16 protein-coding genes and 4 pseudogenes are annotated in these 21596 nt (G+C 41.0%); 7 read left to right on the forward strand and 13 right to left on the reverse strand.

Annotated features, from left to right (window positions below):
* Positions 1-192: 192 nt before the first annotated feature.
* The 4 pseudogenes from AMD27_RS11075 to AMD27_RS11085 all read left to right on the forward strand — a co-directional run.
* Positions 193-1047 (forward strand): annotated as a pseudogene (locus tag AMD27_RS11075) (TolC family protein); the annotation flags it as partial.
* Positions 1017-1118, forward strand: a pseudogene (locus tag AMD27_RS19395) (hypothetical protein); the annotation flags it as partial. The pseudogenes AMD27_RS11075 and AMD27_RS19395, both read left to right, overlap by 31 nt.
* Positions 1118-2252, forward strand: a pseudogene (locus AMD27_RS11080) (ABC transporter permease). The pseudogenes AMD27_RS19395 and AMD27_RS11080, both read left to right, overlap by 1 nt.
* Positions 2249-3351, forward strand: a pseudogene (locus tag AMD27_RS11085) (ABC transporter permease). The pseudogenes AMD27_RS11080 and AMD27_RS11085 overlap by 4 nt, the downstream one beginning before the upstream one ends.
* Before the next feature lie 124 nt (positions 3352-3475).
* Here the strand turns inward: AMD27_RS11085 and gyrA are convergent.
* The 5 genes from gyrA to AMD27_RS11110 all read right to left on the reverse strand — a co-directional run bounded on the left by gyrA (position 3476) and on the right by AMD27_RS11110 (position 10585).
* On the reverse strand, positions 3476-6466 hold the full coding sequence (gene gyrA / locus AMD27_RS11090) for a DNA gyrase subunit A (protein ID WP_067660387.1): 2991 nt from the start codon (positions 6464-6466) through the stop codon (positions 3476-3478).
* 349 nt (positions 6467-6815) lie between these two features.
* The gene (locus tag AMD27_RS11095; RefSeq protein WP_067660390.1) at positions 6816-7427 is read right to left on the reverse strand and encodes a hypothetical protein; all 612 of its coding nucleotides are present in this window, start codon (positions 7425-7427) and stop codon (positions 6816-6818) included.
* A 331-nt stretch (positions 7428-7758) separates the two neighbouring features.
* Positions 7759-8691 (reverse strand): electron transfer flavoprotein subunit alpha/FixB family protein, encoded by a 933-nt coding sequence (locus AMD27_RS11100; protein ID WP_067660393.1) that lies wholly within the window; start codon positions 8689-8691, stop codon positions 7759-7761.
* Between the two features lie 18 nt (positions 8692-8709).
* Positions 8710-9459 carry an electron transfer flavoprotein subunit beta/FixA family protein gene (locus AMD27_RS11105; RefSeq protein WP_067660396.1) on the reverse strand — a complete coding sequence of 250 codons (750 nt, stop codon included), beginning with the start codon at positions 9457-9459 and terminating at the stop codon, positions 8710-8712.
* Between the two features lie 520 nt (positions 9460-9979).
* Positions 9980-10585, reverse strand: coding sequence for a LysE family translocator (locus AMD27_RS11110; RefSeq protein ID WP_067660399.1), 606 nt, complete (start codon positions 10583-10585; stop codon positions 9980-9982).
* Positions 10586-10699: 114 nt separating this feature from the next.
* On the opposite strand from AMD27_RS11110, the gene AMD27_RS11115 reads away from it, so the two are divergent.
* Entirely contained in the window at positions 10700-11194 is a 495-nt protein-coding gene (locus tag AMD27_RS11115) for an Lrp/AsnC family transcriptional regulator (RefSeq protein ID WP_067660402.1), read from the forward strand.
* Between the two features lie 189 nt (positions 11195-11383).
* Here the strand turns inward: AMD27_RS11115 and AMD27_RS11120 are convergent, their stop codons facing one another.
* The 7 genes from AMD27_RS11120 to AMD27_RS11150 form a co-directional block, all read right to left on the reverse strand.
* Positions 11384-11755, reverse strand: a complete 372-nt coding sequence (locus AMD27_RS11120) for a hypothetical protein (protein ID WP_067660405.1) — start codon at positions 11753-11755, stop codon at positions 11384-11386.
* A gap of 188 nt (positions 11756-11943) precedes the next feature.
* Positions 11944-12867 carry a tyrosine recombinase XerC gene (locus AMD27_RS11125; RefSeq protein ID WP_067660408.1) on the reverse strand — a complete coding sequence of 308 codons (924 nt, stop codon included), beginning with the start codon at positions 12865-12867 and terminating at the stop codon, positions 11944-11946.
* A 27-nt stretch (positions 12868-12894) separates the two neighbouring features.
* Positions 12895-13752 carry an enhanced serine sensitivity protein SseB C-terminal domain-containing protein gene (locus tag AMD27_RS11130; RefSeq protein WP_081405970.1) on the reverse strand — a complete coding sequence of 286 codons (858 nt, stop codon included), beginning with the start codon at positions 13750-13752 and terminating at the stop codon, positions 12895-12897.
* A 51-nt stretch (positions 13753-13803) separates the two neighbouring features.
* A complete protein-coding gene (dapF, locus tag AMD27_RS11135) occupies positions 13804-14655 on the reverse strand; it encodes a diaminopimelate epimerase (RefSeq protein WP_067660415.1) in 852 nt (283 codons plus the stop codon).
* A 5-nt stretch (positions 14656-14660) separates the two neighbouring features.
* Positions 14661-15911: a diaminopimelate decarboxylase gene (lysA, locus tag AMD27_RS11140; RefSeq protein WP_067660417.1), complete on the reverse strand. Its 1251-nt coding sequence runs from the start codon at positions 15909-15911 to the stop codon at positions 14661-14663.
* A 38-nt stretch (positions 15912-15949) separates the two neighbouring features.
* Positions 15950-16195, reverse strand: a complete 246-nt coding sequence (gene lptM, locus AMD27_RS11145) for an LPS translocon maturation chaperone LptM (RefSeq protein WP_067660420.1) — start codon at positions 16193-16195, stop codon at positions 15950-15952.
* Positions 16196-16381: 186 nt separating this feature from the next.
* Positions 16382-17788: an amino acid permease gene (locus tag AMD27_RS11150; protein WP_067660424.1), complete on the reverse strand. Its 1407-nt coding sequence runs from the start codon at positions 17786-17788 to the stop codon at positions 16382-16384.
* A 317-nt stretch (positions 17789-18105) separates the two neighbouring features.
* On the opposite strand from AMD27_RS11150, the gene AMD27_RS11155 reads away from it, so the two are divergent.
* Positions 18106-19458, forward strand: coding sequence for an alanine/glycine:cation symporter family protein (locus AMD27_RS11155; RefSeq protein WP_067660427.1), 1353 nt, complete (start codon positions 18106-18108; stop codon positions 19456-19458).
* A 79-nt stretch (positions 19459-19537) separates the two neighbouring features.
* On the opposite strand, the gene AMD27_RS11160 is transcribed toward AMD27_RS11155, so the two are convergent.
* Positions 19538-19945: a hypothetical protein gene (locus AMD27_RS11160; RefSeq protein WP_067660430.1), complete on the reverse strand. Its 408-nt coding sequence runs from the start codon at positions 19943-19945 to the stop codon at positions 19538-19540.
* Between the two features lie 182 nt (positions 19946-20127).
* On the opposite strand from AMD27_RS11160, the gene radA reads away from it, so the two are divergent.
* A complete protein-coding gene (radA, locus tag AMD27_RS11165) occupies positions 20128-21519 on the forward strand; it encodes a DNA repair protein RadA (protein WP_067660433.1) in 1392 nt (463 codons plus the stop codon).
* Positions 21520-21596: the final 77 nt, after the last annotated feature.

The raw sequence follows: 21596 nt of genomic DNA on the forward strand, positions 1-21596 counted from the left end.
TTCTCAAAGATTGTTTAAGCTTCTGCTCGAACGATGAGAACTTTAAGAGATCAGCAAATCATTAGTATAGGAGACGAAAGCATTCTTTTTTTGAAGAAAAAACACTACTACTTTGCATTTTTCACCCTCTTCCCTACAGTTGACTTATAATAAATGAAATTTTTTGATCTCACTCATTTAGCTGACTGCTTTATGACTCAAAACAAAAAATCTAAATGCTTAGATTTTAGATTATCTCTACTCAGCATCACGCTGTTCAGTAGTGTATTTGCACATGCACAAAGCATCAGTTTCCAAGATGCCGAACAGCAATTAATAAAATCCTCTTATAGCTCACAGGCTTATAATAAGCTAGAACAAGCCGCAAAACTCGAAGCCGAAGCTGCAAAGGGTTTAGGTTTACCTCGTGTCGACTTAAATGTACGCGCTTATGCCTTTCATAATGAAGTGGATATTCCACTGAAACAATTTAAAAACAACCTCGAAGGGTCACTTTCACAAGGGATTAATGGTCAAATCAGTCAATGGGAAACCTCAAACGGCTTACCTTCGGGCATTACTGACCCTTTGCAGAATGGGATCAATAATACTATTCATAGCGGTATTGGCTTAATTCCAGATACATCAAACGTGGTACTTGAAGATCAAGTTATTCGTCCCACTGTGTCAGTAATGATGCCTTTATATACGGGTGGTTTGACCTCAAGTGCGAAAGAAATTGCGCAGATTCAATCCAGCCGTAGTCGCTTAACCAATCAAGAACAACAAGATGTACAACGTTTCGAATTGATTCAAGCCTACTTTAATGTGCAACTGCAAAATCAATTACAGAATGCAGCACAGTCCAATTTAAATTCCATGCAACAGCATTACCGCAATGCTTTAAAAATGGAGCAGCAAGGCTTTATTAGTAAAGGTCAGCGTATGCAGTTCGAAGTTGCACGAAATAATGCTGAACGCACCGCTCAAAACAACCAAGCCAATTTATCATCTGCGCTGTTTCAACTGAATAATTTTATGATGTCCGAAGCTTTAAAGTCCATCTCCTGCCTCAGATTGAAATACCTGAATTAAAAGTGGGCATGAGCGTACTGTTTAAACTCAAAGAGTCAAAATAATGCTGAGTGGATTTTGGTCAGGGATTTGCCGTGAATTACGCTATCTTATGCGCGAAAAATGGGATCTGTGCTTAGTCACGCTTGCACCTGCTTGTATTCTGATTCTGTTTACCACTATGTTCGCGCAAGGCAAACCCAATCACCTCCCTATTGCAATTATTGATCAAGATCAAAGCCGTTTAAGCCATTCAATTTATGCGCATGCGGCGTTAAATCACACCTTAAAAATTTATACAGTGTCTAATCAAACCTTTGAGGTGGAAAAGCTACTCAATGAGAATAAAATTTGGGGCTATATTCATATTCCAAATGGTGCTGAACAGCGCTTGGTTAAAGCTCAAGATGCCGAGATCAGTATTGCGTTTAACCAAAGCTATTTCAGTATTGGTAATACCATTTCATCGGCGATGTTGGTGAGTTCACTGCAAGCCATCTCGGAATTTAGTGGCAAGCAATACTTGGGCAATGTACTGCCTTACTTAGATGCACCGACACCCAATATTAAAATTTCACCGCTGTATAATCCGCAGCTCAATTACGAATTGTATTTAGAACCCTATATGATTCCAGCGATTTTGCATTTGTTGCTGTGTTGCATTTGCAGTGGGACAAGAACTCAAACGACATACGATGCAAGACTGGTTAAATAATTCCGCATTATGGTCAGCATTAGTATCGAAGAATTTAGTCTATATCGCGATATTTTGCGCTTGGACCTGGGCGTGGATGTTGTGGTTGGTCGAATTTCGCGGTTGGTTTATTGCAGGTTCGTTATGGATGATCATCTTCGCGCAAATTCTGTTTTATAGTGCTTATGCTTTTTTAAGCTCTGCGGTAGTGCTTGCCACCCGAGATTTAACGAAATCTTTTGGTCTAATTGCCGTCTATGGCGGCTCATCTTTAAGTTTTGCAGGCGTGACTTTACCTTTAAACAATGCACCTCTATTTACTCAGTTTTGGGCGAATATTATTCCCTTTACCCCTTCTGCCAAGCTCCAAACCGAACAGTGGGTCATTGGTAGTCCAGTCAATATTTCCTTACAGCCTTTGATGGTTTTAGCCCTGTATGTATTACTCTATGGCGCAATCTCATATATCTGTTTGAAGAAAATAAGTCAGGGAGTGCTGAAATGAAATTTCTTTGGCATGCGTACTGCCAGACCTTTAAAGATATTGTCGGAAATAGCAGTATTTTTACCACCCTGATTTTATCGGTATTGTTTTACAGCTTTTTTATCCTACTGCTTATCAGACACAACAGGCTGAAGCCTTACCCATGATTATTGTCGACGAAGAGCAAAGTACTTTAACTGCAAATATTATTAAACAAGTCAGTCAAAGTCCGAGTGTCGATATTAAGGCGGTGACTGGTAATTTTGCCGAGGCTAGGCAATGGGTGGAAGCACAAAAAGCTGACGGTATTTTGCTGTTGCCCTCGAATTTATCTCAAAGTATTCGACATGGTGAAAATGGTGGCATTGGTTTGTATTTAAGTGCAGCTAACTTTCTCGTCACCAAGCAAATTGGACTAGGTTTAGCTACATCGATTGAAAATAGCTTGGCTGAATATGCTGAGCGCTTTAGCAGTATTTCTACCTTTAACCCTGCCATGTCAATTCATCAGATGCCGCTGTTCAATTCACTTTCGGGTTATGGTAGTTATGTATTCCCTGCTGTGGCACCTCTAATTATTTATCAGACTATTTTCTTAGGACTGTGTATGCTGCTCTTACTATATCGAGAACGACAAAAAGCTATGACGTCGACTCAGTTTATCGGAATATGTCTCGCTATTTTCAGTATTGGTTGCTTAGGCTGTTTCTACTTATTTGGTTTTACTTTTTGGTTCTTTGACTATCCACGCGGCGGGAATTTCATAGGGATGCTCTTGGCTGTACTCTTGGCTGTACCCGTATCTGTCCTTTGTATGATTGGGTTAGCTTGCCTTTTGGCCAGTTTTTTAGACTTGCCCGAACGTGCAGGTCATCTCATTGTTTTTACATCCATTCCTCTGTTTATGCTCTCAGGTGTTGCTTGGCCCCACGCCTCAATGCCCCTATGGATGCAAATTGTGGGGCAAGCGCTTCCTTCCACTCAAATCGTGCAAATGTTTATTCAATTGAATCAAATGGGTATGAGCACTGCCTTAGTCATGGGTAAATTAAGTTATTTATTGAGTGTCGGTGCGATATCCTTATACTTTGGCTATATGCGTTTACGTAAACCTCTATGACCTATTGCTTGAGCTTAATATTCAATTACATTCATTCAAAAAAGTAAGATACTGAAATTTTCACTTTATATAATATTCGAATATAAAAAGGACGCCTAAGCGTCCTTTTTATATTTCCTACAAATTATTCATCTGTCGAATGATCATCAACTTCAGTCGTATCGACTTCTTGAACATCAGAATTAGTTGTCTCTACTGTTGTATCAGTTGAAATTTCTTCGCCTTCAACTGCTTCAATAAATTCATCTTCTTCTACAGCTTCAACCGAAACCACGCCCACAAGCACTTCTTCATTACCGAGACGGATTAGACGAACACCTTGTGCGTTACGACCGGTGGTTGCCACTTCAGATGCACGTGTACGAACCAACGTACCGCCATCTGAAATCAACATCAGCTCTTTGGTTTCATCAATCGACACTGCACCAACCAGCTCACCGTTACGTTCAGAAGTCTTGATGGCAATCACACCCTTACCACCACGTTTCTTGGTCGGGAAGTCGCCCACTGGTGTACGTTTACCGTAGCCATTGGCACATGCACAGAGTACTTCACCTGTTTCAGGGACAACGACGAGTGATACGATACGGCTAACCATGTTGGTGTCTGAAGTATCTTCATCATCTGAATCTACATCAGTTTCAACGTCATCTTCAGTTGCTGCCACTGCAAATGCAACGCGCATACCGCGTACACCTTTGGCAGAACGACCCATCGAACGAACATCAGTTTCAGCAAAACGAATCGCTTTACCTTCGTTCGAGAACAACATGATTTGCTGTTCGCCATCGGTAATTGCAACACCAATTAGAGTGTCTTCTTCTTTGAGCTCAATCGCACGTAAGCCGTTTGAACGAACATTACTAAACTGCTCAAGCTCTACACGTTTAATTGTGCCTGACGCTGTTGCCATGAACACATAGAAATTCTTACGAACCGCTTCAGCTTGCTGCGCAAAGTCATTGATGATGCCATCATCAAGATCGGTGGTAGATAGATCGAGACCCAACTGTTTTAACTGAACGCGTAATGCATCAGAAATGTCATCTGCACCCTCTTCAGATTCCGTTAACGCTGCTTCAAGCTCAGTGAAATGACCATTAATCACTTCATTTTCTTGAAGTTTTACGGCATTCGTTGTAACGAAAGCTTTAAATTCTGCCAAACGATCTTTGAATTTCTTCGGTGCATCAATCACCGGTAAAATCGCGGTGATGGTTTCATCTGCATCGAGTGGCAATAGGTTCACCATTGGGCGACCTTTAGAACCACGAGACGCTTGCGGTACGTCATAGACTTTCAGACGATAGACTTTACCGACGTTGGTGAAGCACAGTACTGTTGCATGGTTTGACGTCACAATCAGATGCTGAATGTAATCATCGGTTTTCATTGATGTTGCAGACTTACCACGACCACCACGACGCTGAGCGGCATAGTCAGACAAGGGTTGAGTTTTTGCATAACCTGTTTGCGAAACAGTCAGTACCATTTGTTCTTCAGGAATCAAATCTTCGCGTGAGAAATCAATACGTGATTCCACAATTGAAGTCTTACGACCATCGCCATACTGCTGAAGAATCAGTGCCAATTCTTCACGAATCACATTCATCAACAATTCGAAATCATTTAAAATAGCTGTGTATTCAGCAATTTGAGCCAAGATATCAGAATATTCAGCATGTAACTTGTCTTGTTCAAGACCGGTTAAACGATGTAAACGTAATTCTAAAATTGCACCCACTTGCGTTGGTGACAAACGGTAAACACCGCCATCAAAACCATAAGGTTTTGCAAGGTCTTCACCTTCAATCACATCTGGACGTACAGAGACAGAACCCGCTTTTTCAAGCAGTGCAACCACACCACCCGCATTCCACTCACCCGCTTGTAAACGCTCACGCGCCTCAGCTGGATTTGCAGAAGTCTTGATGGTTTCTATGATGGAGTCAATATTCGCAAGCGCAACCGTCAAACCCTCTAAAATATGGCCACGTTCACGCGCTTTGCGTAATTCGAACATGGTACGACGTGTCACGACTTCTTGACGGTGGCGAATAAATGCCGCAATGATATCTTTTAAGTTCATCAACTTCGGCTGACCATTGTCTAGGCAAACCATGTTGATGCTGAATGAATTCTCTAACTGTGTGTTTTGGAACAAATTGTTCACAATCACTTCAGCATTTTCACCACGTTTTAAGTCAATGGTAATCCGCATACCATCTTTATCAGACTCATCACGTAACTCAGAAATACCTTCGAGTTTTTTCTCTTTCACCAGTTCAGCAATACGCTCAATGGTTCTTGCTTTGTTCACTTGATACGGAATTTCGGTGAAAACAATCGTGGTACGACCATTTTTCGGATCTTCTTCGAAGTGATATTTACCCCGAATATGCAGACGACCTTTACCCGTACGGTAGGCATCTACAATACCCGATTTACCATAAATAATACCGCCTGTAGGAAAGTCTGGCCCAGAAATATGCTCCATCAATCCTTCAATGCTGATATTCGGATTATTTGCATAAGCAAGACATGCATTCACAACTTCCGTCATGTTATGCGGTGCCATATTGGTCGCCATACCCACTGCAATACCGGTCACACCGTTAATCAGTAAGTTTGGAACACGGGTTGGCATGACTTGAGGAATACGCTCAGAACCGTCGTAGTTGTCTTCCCACTCAACGGTATCTTTTTCTAGATCCGCCAAAAGCTCATGGGTTAACTTACGCATACGAACTTCGGTATAACGCATTGCTGCTGCGCTATCACCATCGACCGAACCAAAGTTACCCTGACCATCAACCAATTGATAACGTAAGCTAAAATCTTGCGCCATACGGACGATTGTTTCGTAAACTGCGGAATCACCGTGGGGGTGATATTTACCGATTACGTCACCGACCACACGTGCAGATTTTTTATAAGCTTTGTTATGATCATTGCCCAATTCGTGCATAGCGAAAAGCACACGACGATGAACAGGTTTTAAACCATCTCTCACGTCTGGTAATGCACGAGATACAATGACACTCATAGCATAGTCGAGATATGAGCTTTTCAGTTCATCCTCAATGGCAATCGGTCTAATTTCCGATACGCTCATGCATACTCCTTATTACAAACAGCGCCTTAACACCTGTTCGATTTATATAATCAATCTTGCAAAAAATTAATCCAAAAAACACGGGATTAAAATCTAAAATTTAGCCCTCAATTCTAGCATAAAAACTGACTTTTTTGTGCCTTATCATTCATCTTAATAGTGTTAATTTTCTTAAATTTAAGGTTTGTTTTTTGAACATTTTTAGATTCAAAAATATCTGACAAATAGGTCACTCTTTTCATTCAAAATATTTATTCAAAAAGCAAAAAACCTCCTAAAAAGAAGGTTCTCAAATGTTGTGATTTATTCGCCCAAACGCATTCATTTCATGCTTTAAACTTTATTCAATTTAATGGTTATTATTGTCCAATTTCTCGGCTTTCATCAAGCCATAAGCAACCACAAATAGACCTAAAATCAATGGAAACTCATATAGCTCTTCCATCAAATTTTTATTAGAAGCTTCGGTTATAATAAGCGTTCCGATATAACGATGATGCTCAATTGCATCTGAAATAATCAAACCAATAAATGCAATGACCAATCCCCAAATAGGAATCACTGCAATTTTGAATTTATGTGCAATTTCTTGGCGTAAACTTGTCTGAAACAGCGGTAAAACCACGGAAGCAATCAGCGCCACAGAGATGGCCCTAAAATAGATTTTAGGCACCTCTGGGAAGTAATCACGCCCCCAACTGGTACTGCGCCCAAATAACATCAACCACCAACAGATGGCCCACAGCCAAAACTGCTTATTACCTTGCTCAAGCTGAAAAGGGCGCATATAAAAATAGCTAAAAATGGTGATAAATAGCAATAAAAAGGCCTGCATATTTTCAATAAGACGAACTTCTGTATCACCCAAAAATGTAAATTGAATGCCATCAAAAAATGGAAAGATTACACATAAGATAAGAATGACAAAAATCGGCCAAGACAACCGCGTATCAACCTGCAAGACACTACTCCCTCACCCATACAATAGCCGTATTTATGAGCAAAGCTTAAAAAAGAATGGCGAATAATACCACAAATTGAGTTAGCTTTATAACAACACTTTACTGGATTTTTTTAAAAGCATCGTTACATTCATGGGAATATTATCATCATTCTATTGATTCTAAAAAAATCGGTTTGAAAATAAAATTTAAGTTATTGATATTTTTTATTTTTAGAAATTTTTAATTTAATATTTTTTGTTAAAACCAATAAAATTGATCGAAATAAAAAATGCCCTAAAGTTTCCTTTAGAGCATTTTTTATTATAGTGTGCGAAAGAGTTCTAAAAATTAGATCTTAGAAACCAATTCAGGCACCACTGTATTTAAGTCACCCACTAACCAGTAGTCAGCAACCGCATTGATCGGTGCTTCCTCATCTTTGTTGATCGCAACGATCACTTTAGAATCTTTCATACCTGCCAAATGCTGAATCGCACCTGAGATACCTACAGCGATATAAAGATCAGGTGCAACAATTTTACCCGTTTGACCCACTTGCATATCGTTTGGTACAAAGCCTGCATCAACCGCAGCACGTGAAGCGCCTTGAGCGGCACCAAGCTTGTCCGCCAATGGGTCAAGTACAGTATGATAATTCTCACCTGAACCCACACCACGACCACCTGAAACCACAATACGTGCAGCAGTGAGTTCAGGACGTTCAGATTTCACGATTTCTTCAGAAATGAATTTAGAAATCGCCGTATCTTTAACTTCGCTTACAGCTTCAACAGTAGCAGAACCGCCAGTCGTCGCAACAGGATCAAACGCAGTACCACGAACGGTTGCAATTACAACGTCTTCAGCAGATTCTACAGTTGCAATCGCGTTACCTGCGTAGATTGGACGTTTAAACGTTTTAGCACTTTCAACCGCAATAATATCACTGATCATGCTAGCATCTAAAAGTGCAGCCGCACGTGGAAGTACGTTTTTACCATTAGAAGTCGATGCAGCAAGGATATGGCTATAACCTTTACCTAAATCCGCAACCAAAGCTGCAACATTTTCAGCCAATTGATTGGCATAAGCTGCATTGTCAGCAAACAATACTTTGCTCACACCTGCCACTTGAGCTGCTTGATCTGCAACTGCTTGCGCGCCTGAACCTGCAACCAATACAGTGATATCACCACCAATTTTTTGAGCCGCAGCAACAACGTTTAACGTTGCACCATTTAGTGCTTTGTTGTCATGTTCCGCGATAACTAAAATACTCATGATTTTTATCCTTCTGTATTAGATCACTTTCGCTTCGTTTTTAAGTTTTTCAACAAGCTCATCTACAGATTTCACTTGTACACCAGCTTTACGATCTGCAGGTGGCTCAACTTTAACAGTTTTAAGCTTAGTGCCCGCATTTACGCCATAATCTGCAGGAGATTTCGTCTCAAGCGGCTTTTTACGTGCTTTCATAATGTTTGGAAGTGCCGCATAACGTGGCTCGTTCAAACGTAAATCCGTCGTAATGATCGCAGGAAGATTCAACTCTACAGTTTGTAAGCCGCCATCAACTTCACGGGTCACTTGTACGGTATTGCCTTCAACTTTAACCACAGAAGCAAATGTACCTTGACCTGCGCCAAGTAGAGCACCGAGCATTTGACCCACTTGGTTTGAGTCGTCATCAATCGCTTGTTTACCCAGCAGAATAAGTTCTGGTTTTTCTTGTTCTACGATGCCTTTTAGGATTTTAGCCACTTCAAGTGCACCAATCTCATCAGCAGTTTCAACTAAGATACCGCGGTCTGCACCCAGCGCCATAGCAGAACGGATCTGTTCTTGCGCTTCTTTAGGGCCAATCGACACAACGATGATTTCTGAAACAGTTCCCTTTTCTTTTAAACGAACCGCTTCTTCCACTGCGATTTCACAGAATGGGTTAATCGACATCTTAACGTTTGTTAGGTCAACGCCACTATTGTCAGGTTTAACACGAACTTTAACGTTGGCATCAACCACACGCTTTACAGCAACAAGAGCCTTCATGTAATCCTCGGCTGTTATAACAGAAGTAAATAGTAAGAAAAGTTATAATAACTCTTCATTTAAAATTTTTAGGAGCCCTATCTTGCAATGTGTTTGGCATTTCGGTCAAGTCACAATTACCAAAAGAGCTGTAAAAAAGCGTAATTTTCGTTGAACGGTGCGTTCAAAGAAAAATTTCATGACTAAATTGAATCATATTAAAAGTAAAAATGGACAATTTTAAGCTTTGATTTTTAATATATTTTTAACTAATGAGCATCATCAAAAGTTCTGATCATGATTTTCTTTGTTTTGGAACAAAGCGACACAAATCTAAGCCCTATAGTCGCGAACAAATCTCAAATATTGTCATTAAAGACAGAAATTCATTTCGAACAGCTTATCATTATAGTGGTGAACACACACTGTTGTTGGTCAAGATATTCGGTATAGACGCTAAAGCAATTTAAACGACTCTTTTCACAAAAAAGAAGCACATCTGTTCAATATCCTTCTTTTTACTGTTTTTTTAGGTATTGATTTAGTTGTTCATCAGCCAAGTGGCCGCCAAAGTCAGCATCACCCCTGAACCACCATCAATCCACTTTTGTTTACGCGCATCTAAATTTGACTTTTGACTAATCCTTACAAATACAAAACTCAAACTGCAATACACCACAAAGCATAAGCCAATAAAAATACACGATAACAGCAGTGCTTGGCCAACAGAGTCACCCGATTTGGTCATGAACTGCGGTAAAATCGCAAAATAAATCAACATGCCTTTTGGATTCAGCAATGCGGTAAAAAAGCCTTTTTGAATTGGACTTGCGGTTTGCTTGTTCTCAATCACAATGTGTTTGCTGTTAAACACAGATTTGATCAAGCCAAATGCCAAATAAAGCAAATAGGCAACACCTAGCCATTTGATGGTTTCAAACAAAATGGGAAAAGACACAATAATGGCTGCAATACCCAGCGCCACCAAAATCGAATGTACCAAATACCCCAAGCACACGCCTATTGTGGCTTTCATGCCTGCCCCTGCATTCTTTGCCATCGCTTGCGATAAAATAAACAACATATCTGGACCGGGTGTAAAAATAAGCGGTAACACAGTTAAGGCAAAGAGTACGTAAAGAGACATTTTATTGTTCCATTTCAATCCACTAAAATGAAAAAATAGTATCTTAGAATTTACTTAAAATAGGATTTCAAATATTCTATCAATTCTACTTTTTTTAGAATTATATTTTAATATATGAAGCTTCTCTCTAAGTCTATTTCAGTCAAACTAGATCGGACTGATAAAAGTATCATTCAAGCCTTACAAAAGAATGGTCGCATCCAAAACAATGATTTGGCTCGCGAGATCGGCTTATCGCCTTCGTCCTGTTTACGTCGCGTCAGAATATTAGAAGAAGCGGGTGTGATTCAAAACTACACTGCTGTGGTCGATCCGCAGAAAATCGGTTTACAGTTAATTTTGTTTTCTCGAATTTGGCTGGTCGGTCAAGATGCCGAAACCATCGACACCTTTATTGAAGCGATGCGCGAACTCCCCCATGTCATGGAGTGTTATATTATTTTAGGTGAGTGTGATGCGATGCTTAAAGTAGTGGTGCCCGACCTTGAAAGCTACCGAAAGTTTCAATCTGCGCATTTGACCAAAAAAAATGGCATTACCAGTGTGAAAACGGATTTACCCAGTCAAATTATTAAACAGAGTTTTCAATTGCCCTTGAAAGATTTATAAGTTTTACAAGATGAGTCATAAAAAAGCCTGATATATAACATCAGGCTGATAAAATTTTTAAAGCAACTGAGAACCGAGTATCAATCACATCATTGTGCTTAATCAAAATCCCAGTCTGCCTTACTAAATCAAGCGGCTAAACCAGACTGCTACATCAAGGTACTTAAGCAAGGTGTTCAACCAGCGCCCCTACACCAAGTTGCCCTGCAAGAAATCACGATGGATATGGCTCAAATTAATCAGTTCATAAGATTCCAGTTCAAAAATACGCCATACCGCAATGGCATCTTCTTTAAGATCAATATTTTCAGTTTCTATTGGACGCTCTTGCCACTGCAAGTCCGAAATCCAGATATAGGTTTGATGCGTATGAGGATTAATCGCCTGCACCTTGCCTTGTGCATTAATCCCCTGCACATACGCCCCCTCAGGCAAAACCGCTTCAATTTTGGGCAAACTAATTTCCACAAAATGTTTGACCTGACGTAAGCCATAACCTGCAAAAATATCTTGTTGCTTTTTGCTCAGTTGTTCATATTTCTTACGGAGATCAGGAATCATGGGTATGCTCAGTGCAATGAAAGGGTGATTTTTCAATATAAGCTTGGGCTAAATTTCAACCAAGCAGATGACACTAAAAGATATACAATAGCGCCCATAGAAAAACAATTATCTTTTTGGTATTTTTTAAACCGAATAATGCAATTCTGATTCACCAAGGCGACTTACCCAAGATAATACATTTGATTTTAAACTTTATCTTTATGCGCTCTCGGATGGGTCTGGTCATAGACTTGCGCCAAGCGCTCAAAGTCTAATTGGGTATAAATTTGTGTGGTCGATAGACTGCTGTGTCCCAACATTTCTTGTACAGCGCGCAGATCACCGCTGTTCGATAGCATATGACTGGCAAAACAATGTCTAAGTAAATGCGGATGCAGGTCAACACTGACACCCGAACGCTGAGCTTGCATCTTGACCCGTTTTTCAATTTGTCTGGCAGATAAAGGATTGCCTTGTCGGGTAATAAAGATATGAGATTCTGGCTGAAACTCCCCCTGCCAAATTCGATAGACTTTCAACCATTCAATCAAACTGTCTTTGGCCTTGGACCCAAAGGGAATAATCCGAGTTTTATTGCCCTTACCTGTAATACGCAACAAATGTCGACTGAAATCCACATCCCGAATACATAAGCCTTGCACTTCAGCCAAACGCAAACCACTCGAATAAAGCAATTCCAAAATCGCTTTATCACGTAACCAAAGCTGTTGATCTACGGGCTTTTCAGGTGCAGCTTGATCTAAGATTTGCTGGACTGTTTCAATATCAATCATGCCGGGCAATGGACGCGTTTGACGTTTAAATTTAAAGTCATTGGCCGGATTCATATCTAAATGCTGCCCTTCATTTGCCCATTTCATAAACTGGCGAATTGAGGTTAAATGTCGCTGCAAACTGGTTGAATTGAGTTGATCTCGCTCGACTTTAAGTGCCAGATATTCTCTTAAATCTGAGGCTTCAACTTGTTTTAACTCTATCTCTTTGTCATAACAAAAGTTAATAAAGCCTGAGACGTCTCGAAAATAGGCATCTAAAGTATGCTCAGACTGATTTTGAATTTCTCTTTCTTTTAACCACATGGAGAGCAATTGCATTGCACCATATTGCATTTAACTCTCCTGAGCATCAGATACATATCAAGAAAACAGTTTAGCAAACAATCCTCTTTTCTGTGGTTTTTGACGCACATAAAATGCTTCTGTTTCATTTAAAAAATAGTGATGAAGGCCTTCATCCCCTTGTTGAGGATCAATATGTAAAAGATCAATCGATGTCTTAAGTTCTAAACTATCATTTGCGACTTGCCCAATCATGCTATGCAGCCGATTCAGCTTCTCTGTCTCCAAAACATCACCGAATAACAATCCAATGACAAAGGAAGGTGTCTGATCTTTTGCAGAATTATACATTTGTGCAAAATATGCTGAATCTACTTCAGGATATTGAGACAACGATTTGGACAATTGATCTAGCAGAAAATCAGGACGTTGTTCAGGCTGTTCCACCATCACTTGAGTGTCTTCTTCTACCGTATAGGATTCTGTTTGATCTGAATTATTACCCGCTAGTAATTGTAAAATTTCTTCAGGAGTAAACTCTTTAGTCGCATCGGATTCAGGATTAAGAATAAGCAATGATCCTTGCGTCATGGCAAAAAAAACATTACACGGCATGCAGATAAATTTTTCATCAGGATTCAGCGCTAAACGCATTTTTTCAAGCGAAGTAAAAAATGGAATGATTTGACCATACGCTTCATTTGGCCATGATTTAATTTGAACCGGTGTATTTTCATCCAAATAACTTTCTTGAATCTGGCTCACGTCACTGCGACCCGTCGTGCCCGGAAAATAAATATGGGCGCTCATGAGTTTCTCGAGAAATTCAGCTCGATATGCCGGCTCATGCAATGCCTGTAGAAAAAGATCTTCTAATTGTTTTTCGACGTCTTTATTCATTTTATATTTAAGGTATTGTGATCTAGTTCTGCTCATTATAGCGCACAAAAAAAAGCGCTGACCAATCAGCGCTTTTTAAAAATAAAGTTATTGTTCAGGCTGGAAATATCTCAAGTCCAAACGACCTTCATAGACCGTTGCAGTTGGGCCTGTCATCCACACCACATCACCCTCGACCCATTCAATTTGTAGCGTTCCACCTGCCAATTCTATTTTAACATTATTGGACAAAAGTCCGCGGCGCATACCTGAAACAGCTGCGGCACACGCACCCGTACCACAAGCCAGTGTTTCACCCACACCGCGTTCAAACACACGTAACCGTGCATGATGCTGATCAACAATCTGCATAAAGCCCGCATTTACACGTTGTGGAAAACGTTCATGCGACTCAACTTGTGGCCCTATTTTTGCGACATCCGCCCTTAAAACATCTGACACAATGGTCACCGCATGAGGGTTACCCATATTCACTACATCAATGGTGAGCTTTTCATTGTTGGCTAAAGCAATGTCATACAAAGCATTAGGTTTATCTGCAATAAAAGGGATCTCATTGGGTGCAAACTTAGGATAACCCATATTCACGCGCACCCAACCGTTGGCACCAAGTTCAGGCTCTACTACGCCCGCTTTGGTTTGAACTTTAAATTTAGTTTTATTGGTTAGTTTCCGATCATGTACAAATTTGGCAAAACAGCGCACACCATTGCCACACTGCTCGACTTCTGAGCCATCGGCATTGAAAATGCGATATTTGAAATCGACATTGGGATGGTCTGGCGTTTCCACGATCAACAATTGATCAAAACCAATACCGAAGTTACGGTCTGCCAAACGGCGAATGGTGCCCGTATCTAAATAAGCACGTTGACTGATCAGATCAACCACCATAAAGTCATTGCCCAAACCATGCATTTTGGTAAATTCTAATAACATTTCACTTACTCCGCAGGCAATAAACGCTCATTTTCCCATAATGATTCTAAGCTTTCACGTGCACGAATCAAATATGCTTGATCACCATCAACCATGACTTCAGCAGCGCGACCACGCGAGTTATAGTTTGAACTCATTACAAAACCATACGCGCCTGCACCCATGACCGCAAGATGATCATTGGCTTCTATGGCAAGCTTACGCTCCTTACCTAAGAAATCACCTGTTTCACAAATCGCGCCCACCACATCCCACTCCTTAACTTCAGCTGTGGTGTTTTTATCGACTTCTTGAATATCCATCCATGCTTCATATAAAGATGGGCGGATCAAGTCATTCATCGCGGCATCGACTATGGCGAAATTACGATGGGTGGTCGGTTTCAACAAATCGACTTTCGTCACCAGTACACCTGCATTCGCAGAAATACTACGACCTGGCTCCATGTACACCTTCAAACCGAGCTTTTCTAAGGCAGGTTTCATTGAATTGGCGTATTCAACCACGGTCGGCGGGACTTCATCTTTATACGTTACGCCTAGACCGCCACCAATATCGATGTGTTTGAGTTGAATACCCAAGGTTTTTAAATGATCAACCATGCTAATCACACGATCTAAAGCATCAACGAAAGGCTGAGTTTCGGTTAACTGTGAACCAATATGACAGTCAATGCCGATAATCTCTAAATTGGGCAATGACGCTGCATAGGTATAGGTGTCAAAAACTGAATCTGAAGGAATACCAAATTTATTTTCTTTTAAGCCTGTCGAAATATAAGGATGGGTTTTGGCATCGACATCTGGGTTTACACGCAGTGAAATGGGGGCTTTTTTACCCATTTCTGCCGCAACTTTTTGTATGCGATCCAATTCTGCATAAGATTCCACATTAAAACAGGCAATGCCCACATCTAATGCTTTACGAATATCCGCTTCTGTTTTTCCCAAACCTGAAAATACGATTTTCGATGCATCACCACCCGCAGTCAAAACACGTGCCAGCTCACCGCCTGTCACTATATCAAAACCAGAACCGAGCTTTGCCAATACATTCAAAACTGCAAGATTAGAGTTTGACTTCACCGCAAAACAAATTTGATGGTCAATAAAGTCAAATGCACGATCCATATCTAGATAATGTTTTTCAAATGTCGCTTTTGAATAAACATACAGTGGCGTGCCGAATTGCTGCGCAAGCTGATTGAGTGAACATTGTTCTGCGTGCAAAACCCCATGAATGCGAGAGAAACTCATGAATGTATCCTTTCTATGAAGCGAGTGTGAGCGTAAATTTATTCAGTAATGTCTGAAGCTGCGGGCTGATCTATGGTGTTATTCGCTTTATTTTCTTTAGCTTGTTCGGTCTGATCGCGAGCTTGATTTTCAACTTGGGTCTTGGCTTGGTTATTTTTATACAGCAAATATTGAGCGCGTTTGTCATAATTTGGGTCATTGGGTAACTGCAATGCACCCGTCTGCCCACAACCGACCAATACAGTCGTCGCCCATATACTCATGCAACAAATGACAATACGCATCAGATTTACTCATTGCTAAAATTTTGCAAAGTATACCCTGATCACACGTTTCGCCAAAGGAATAAAGCACACGAGATGTAAAGCCACTTTCATTTTTTTTGCTCAACTTTTATAAAGTCTCTGTAATCACAGCCCATAAAAAAACGCCAGCTTCAAGCTGACGTTTTTGCTATGTCTATTTATTGTTTAATGAACATGCTTTTTCTTATAAAAACCATAGTAACCAATGATTAAAATTAACAACCAAATTGGGCTGACCATTAACGCACGTCGAGTATCTTCTTCAAGTGCCAGCACCCCAATCATACCCACAAAGAACACAATTACTAACCAACAGGTAAACAAACCGCCTGGCAGTTTAAAGGTTGATTTTGCATGTAATTCTGGACGAGTTTTGTAGTAAACCATATAGCTCCAGATAATCATTAACCACACACAGATAAACAAGATCGTTGATAAGGTTGTTGCTAAAGTAAATGCTTCTACCGTATTCGGTACAAAGTACTGTAAAGCAGCACCGGCCAACAAACATACCGTAGAGAAATACAAGGCATTTGCAGGTACAGCACGGCGGTTCAATAAACCAAACGCTTTTGGTCCTTGCTCATCACGTGATAAACCAAACAACATACGTGATGTTGAAAATACACCACTATTCATTGAAGACATGACAGATGACAACACCACCAAGTTCATGATGATGGCAGCAGCTGCAATACCCGCTTGGCTAAACAAGTTTACAAATGGGCTAATGGTGGGATCAATCTGATTCCACGGTGTCACCGACATCACAATCACTAAAGACAATACATAGAAAATAATGATTCGAATTGGAATAGAGTTTACCGCTTTCGGCAAGTTACGCTCAGGATCTTTGGTTTCAGCTGCTGTTGTACCGACAAGTTCAACCCCAACGAATGCAAAAATGGCAATCTGGAAACCCGCCAAGAAGCCGCCCAATCCTGTTGGGAACATGCCACCATGACTCCACAAATGCGTAAATGAAGCCACTTCACCTGCGGTGGATGTGAACCCTGTAAACACCATCCATAGACCCACAGCAATCAAGACCACAATGGCAATGATCTTAATCATGGCGAACCAGAACTCCATCTCACCAAATAACTTCACCGTTACAAGGTTCAAGCCGGTGATAAAAACAATCGCTGCAACACTAATGAGCACGCCTTCTAGAGGCGTAAAGGGCATGCCGCCATTAAAGAATTGTAGGTAGTAAATAATGGCAGATAAGTCTGCGATTCCAATGGTGATCCAGCACAGCCAATAGGTCCATCCGACAAAATAGCCCGCCCATGGTCCGATTAAATCGGTAGAAAAATCGATAAAAGATTTGTACTGAAGGTTTGACAGGAGTAATTCGCCAAGCGCACGCATGACCAAAAACACCATTAAACCGATAATCATATAAATAAACAGTATTGATGGTCCTGCAAGGCTAATGGTCTTCCCTGAGCCCATGAACAATCCTGTTCCTATCGCACCTCCAATCGCAATTAACTGTAAATGGCGATTGGATAAACTGCGCTGCAACTCACCGTTTTCGGTAGGCGAATTTGTTATTTGATCCGACATTATTAGATTCACCTTATATGTTCAGATCGTCAAATTAACTCAAAATTGAATGATTTCAAAAAGAAAAATGTGACCATCTATTTTTTCATTTCGATTGCAAAAACTTATTCATTTTTCTTATATTAAATATTCAAAAACATCAGTTTATTTTTTCAGCACAAATTAACAGAGAAATTTATTGATAAATCCTCTTCTCTATGTAAAAACTAGAAAGACAACAATAACGCGAATGGATTTCGTCAGCTAAAACAAATCAATGGCACAAGCCTTGCTTTAGACAACATTAATAACAAACAGTAAAATGATAAGGATGAACTATGCAAGAATTACAATCCATAATGGAAACATTGAGTGGCTGGGTTTGGGGACCATATATGCTGGTTCTTATTGTCGGTACGGGTGTGTTTCTCACGTTTAGACTGCTGTTCTGGCAGTTCCGCATGTTACCGCTGGCATTTAAACAAGTCTTTGGTAAGCACCCCAACACACAAGACTCTGGCGACATTTCTCAATTTGCCTCCCTCATGACTGCACTTTCCGCAACCATTGGTACAGGTAATATTGCAGGTGTGGCGACTGCCTGTGTCCTCGGTGGACCTGGTGCGGTGTTTTGGATGTGGATGACCGCTTTATTTGGTATGGCAACCAAATATGGTGAAGGTGTTTTGGCCGTTAAATACCGCGTTAAAAATGACAAAGGTGAAATGTCTGGTGGTCCTATGTATTACATCGAGCGTGGCTTAAAATGGAAATGGTTAGCGCTTATTTTCGCTCTGTTTGGTACTTTAGCTTCATTTGGTATTGGTAGCTCAGTTCAGTCCAATACTGTTGCTTTAGCTGTAGAAAACAGTTTAGGTCTTGAAACTTGGGTAACTGGGCTCATCATTACTGCCTTTTCCGCATTGGTGATTTTAGGAGGCATTAAAACCATTTCTAAAGCCTCTTCCGTGATTGTTCCTGTGATGGCGGTCGGTTATGTAGCGGGTGGTTTAATCATTATTTTTAATAACCTTGAGTTGGTTGGACCTGCTCTAAAAATGATCTTCACCTATGCTTTTACTGGTGAGGCTGCTGTGGGCGGTGCGATTGGCGCAGCCATTCGTTATGGTGTGGCACGTGGAGTATTTTCAAATGAAGCCGGTATGGGTTCTGCACCTATTGCCGCTGCTGCTGCAAAAACCGATCACCCTGCTCGTCAAGGTTTAGTTTCGATGACGGGCACCTTTATTGACACGATTATTGTCTGCTCAATCACTGGGATCGTGTTGGTGATGGCATATATTAGTGCCGACAATAGCTTTGGTGATCAAACTGGTGCGGTTCTCACTATTACCGCTTTTGACAAATTACTGCCTGGAATTGGTGGTTGGGTGGTGACTTTTGGCATTATTTTCTTTGCTTACTCGACCATTTTAGGTTGGAGTTATTATGGCGAAAAATGCTGTACCTATTTATTGGGTGAAAAGTTTGTCCTGCCTTATCGTTTAATTTATATCGCTTCTGTATTTGTTGGCTGTATTGCAACACTTGATTTGGTTTGGTTATTTGCAGATACTTTTAATGGCTTAATGGCTGTGCCTAACCTCATTGCCTTGTTATTGCTCTCAGGTGTCATTGCCAAAGAATCTAAAGACTTTATCGCACGTCGTAAATCTGGTGAGTTGTATTAAACCAGTGTGAATCTTGTTTGACCAGATTACTAAAGCAATAAAAAGCCACCCATGTGGCTTTTTATATATGCCTATTTAATTAAGACGGCTTGCCTGTAAAGCCTTCGTTATCATCACTTTGTTTCAGTGCGTCTGCTTCAATGTCTAGTGCTGTTTCAAGTGACAATACATAAAATAAAACACCATCGAGCATCATATTGCCTTCATCATCCTCTAAATATTCACTGAGTTTCTGATAGGTCGGATCTGTTTCATCCAAGGGCAAATCAATATAAATATCGCCAGAATAGGTATCTACAAAACCTTCTTGTTCAAGCCCCATACACGGCTGGTAGGCAATGTCATGATCTTCAAGCCATGCAAGAACAATCGATCGAATTGGATCATCGCCCTGATCATCTTGTTCAAAATTTTCGAAATGTAGAAACAGCACGTCACGATTTTTTTCACGTGCAATCGCATCAATATGTTGGAGTAATTGTGGCATGTCGCATTCCATTTCAATATAAGCTTATCGCCATTATAGGGGCTGAAGTCTCTTTCAACACCCTTGTCTCAAAATAAAGCCCTTTTCCTGACATGAATATGATGGATTCAAATCTAAAGTCATGGTGTTCACCCATATTCATCGCTATGCTATTTCATAATTGCATACTCTTTGTTTGAAATATGGCTAAAGTTAAAACCGTTTATCGTTGTGAGCAATGTGGCGCAGACCATCCAAAATGGGGCGGTCAATGTACAGACTGCGGCGAATGGAACAGCTTAACCGAAGTGAGTCTAGCGCCTGCCGTAACCCATCGTGCTCAGCCGAAAATGGGGGGCGGTTATGCAGGTCAAGCCGCTACGATTACCACGCTCAATCAAGTGTCCGTTTCGCATGAAACGCGCTTACATACCGGTATTGGTGAATTTGATCGTGTACTTGGTGGTGGTCTAGTCACAGGCTCAGTGGTACTGATTGGGGGTGATCCTGGTATTGGTAAATCGACCATTTTATTGCAAACAGCTTGCCATATGGCATCTGCCAAAAGCCATGCCTTGTATGTGACAGGTGAAGAATCCTTGTCTCAGGTGGCATTACGTGCCCGCCGTTTAGACTTGCCCACAGATCAACTTAAGGTGATGGCAGAAACCTGTGTAGAACGGATTTGTGAAGTCTTGGCACACGAACGTCCTGCGGTTGCTATTTTGGACTCGATTCAGACTTTATATACAGAAACCTTACAGTCTGCGCCTGGCGGTGTCTCACAAATTCGAGAGTCCGCAGCGCTACTCACCCGTTTTGCCAAAAATAGTGGCACTGCATTGTTCTTAGTCGGTCATGTGACCAAAGAAGGAGCACTGGCAGGTCCGCGTGTTTTAGAACATATGGTTGATTGTGTTCTGTATTTCGAAGGTCAGTCCGATTCGCGTTATCGTATGATTCGTGCGGTGAAAAACCGTTTCGGTGCGGTCAATGAATTGGGCGTATTTGGCATGACGGATAAGGGACTTAAAGAAGTGTCTAACCCTTCTGCAATTTTTCTCAGTCGCTATGATGAAGCCATTCCGGGTTCAGTGGTCATGATCAGCCGTGAAGGTACACGTCCACTCTTGGTTGAAGTGCAAGCCTTGGTCGATGACGCCCATGGTCAACCTCGCCGTGTTGCACTGGGATTAGATCAGAACCGACTCAATATGCTGCTTGCGGTGATGCATCGTCATGGCGGGGTGCAAACCTCAGGACAGGACGTGTATGTTAACGTGGTCGGTGGTTTGAAAATTACAGAGACAGGTTCAGACCTTGCAGTGCTGCTGGCATGTGCCTCAAGTTTACGTTCTAAAGCCTTACCTCAGCAACTGGCGGTGTTTGGTGAAGTGGGACTTTCAGGTGAAATTCGTCCCGTTCCCAATGGCCAAGAACGCTTAAAAGAAGCCATTAAACATGGGTTTAAATACATTATTGTGCCCCGTGGTAATGCGCCACAAAAACCGGTGTCTGGGGTCACGATTATTTCGGTTGCACGCTTACATGAGGCCTTAACCGAAGCCATGGCATTGGCGGATGAACATTCATAAATGTTTATCCATGAATAAAAAACAAACAGTTGCAAAATCGCAAATAAAAAACTGACTATTTAGATTGAAATTTGGCA

The sequence above is a fragment of the Acinetobacter sp. TGL-Y2 genome, assembly GCF_001612555.1.
Classification (GTDB): Bacteria; Pseudomonadota; Gammaproteobacteria; order Pseudomonadales; family Moraxellaceae; genus Acinetobacter.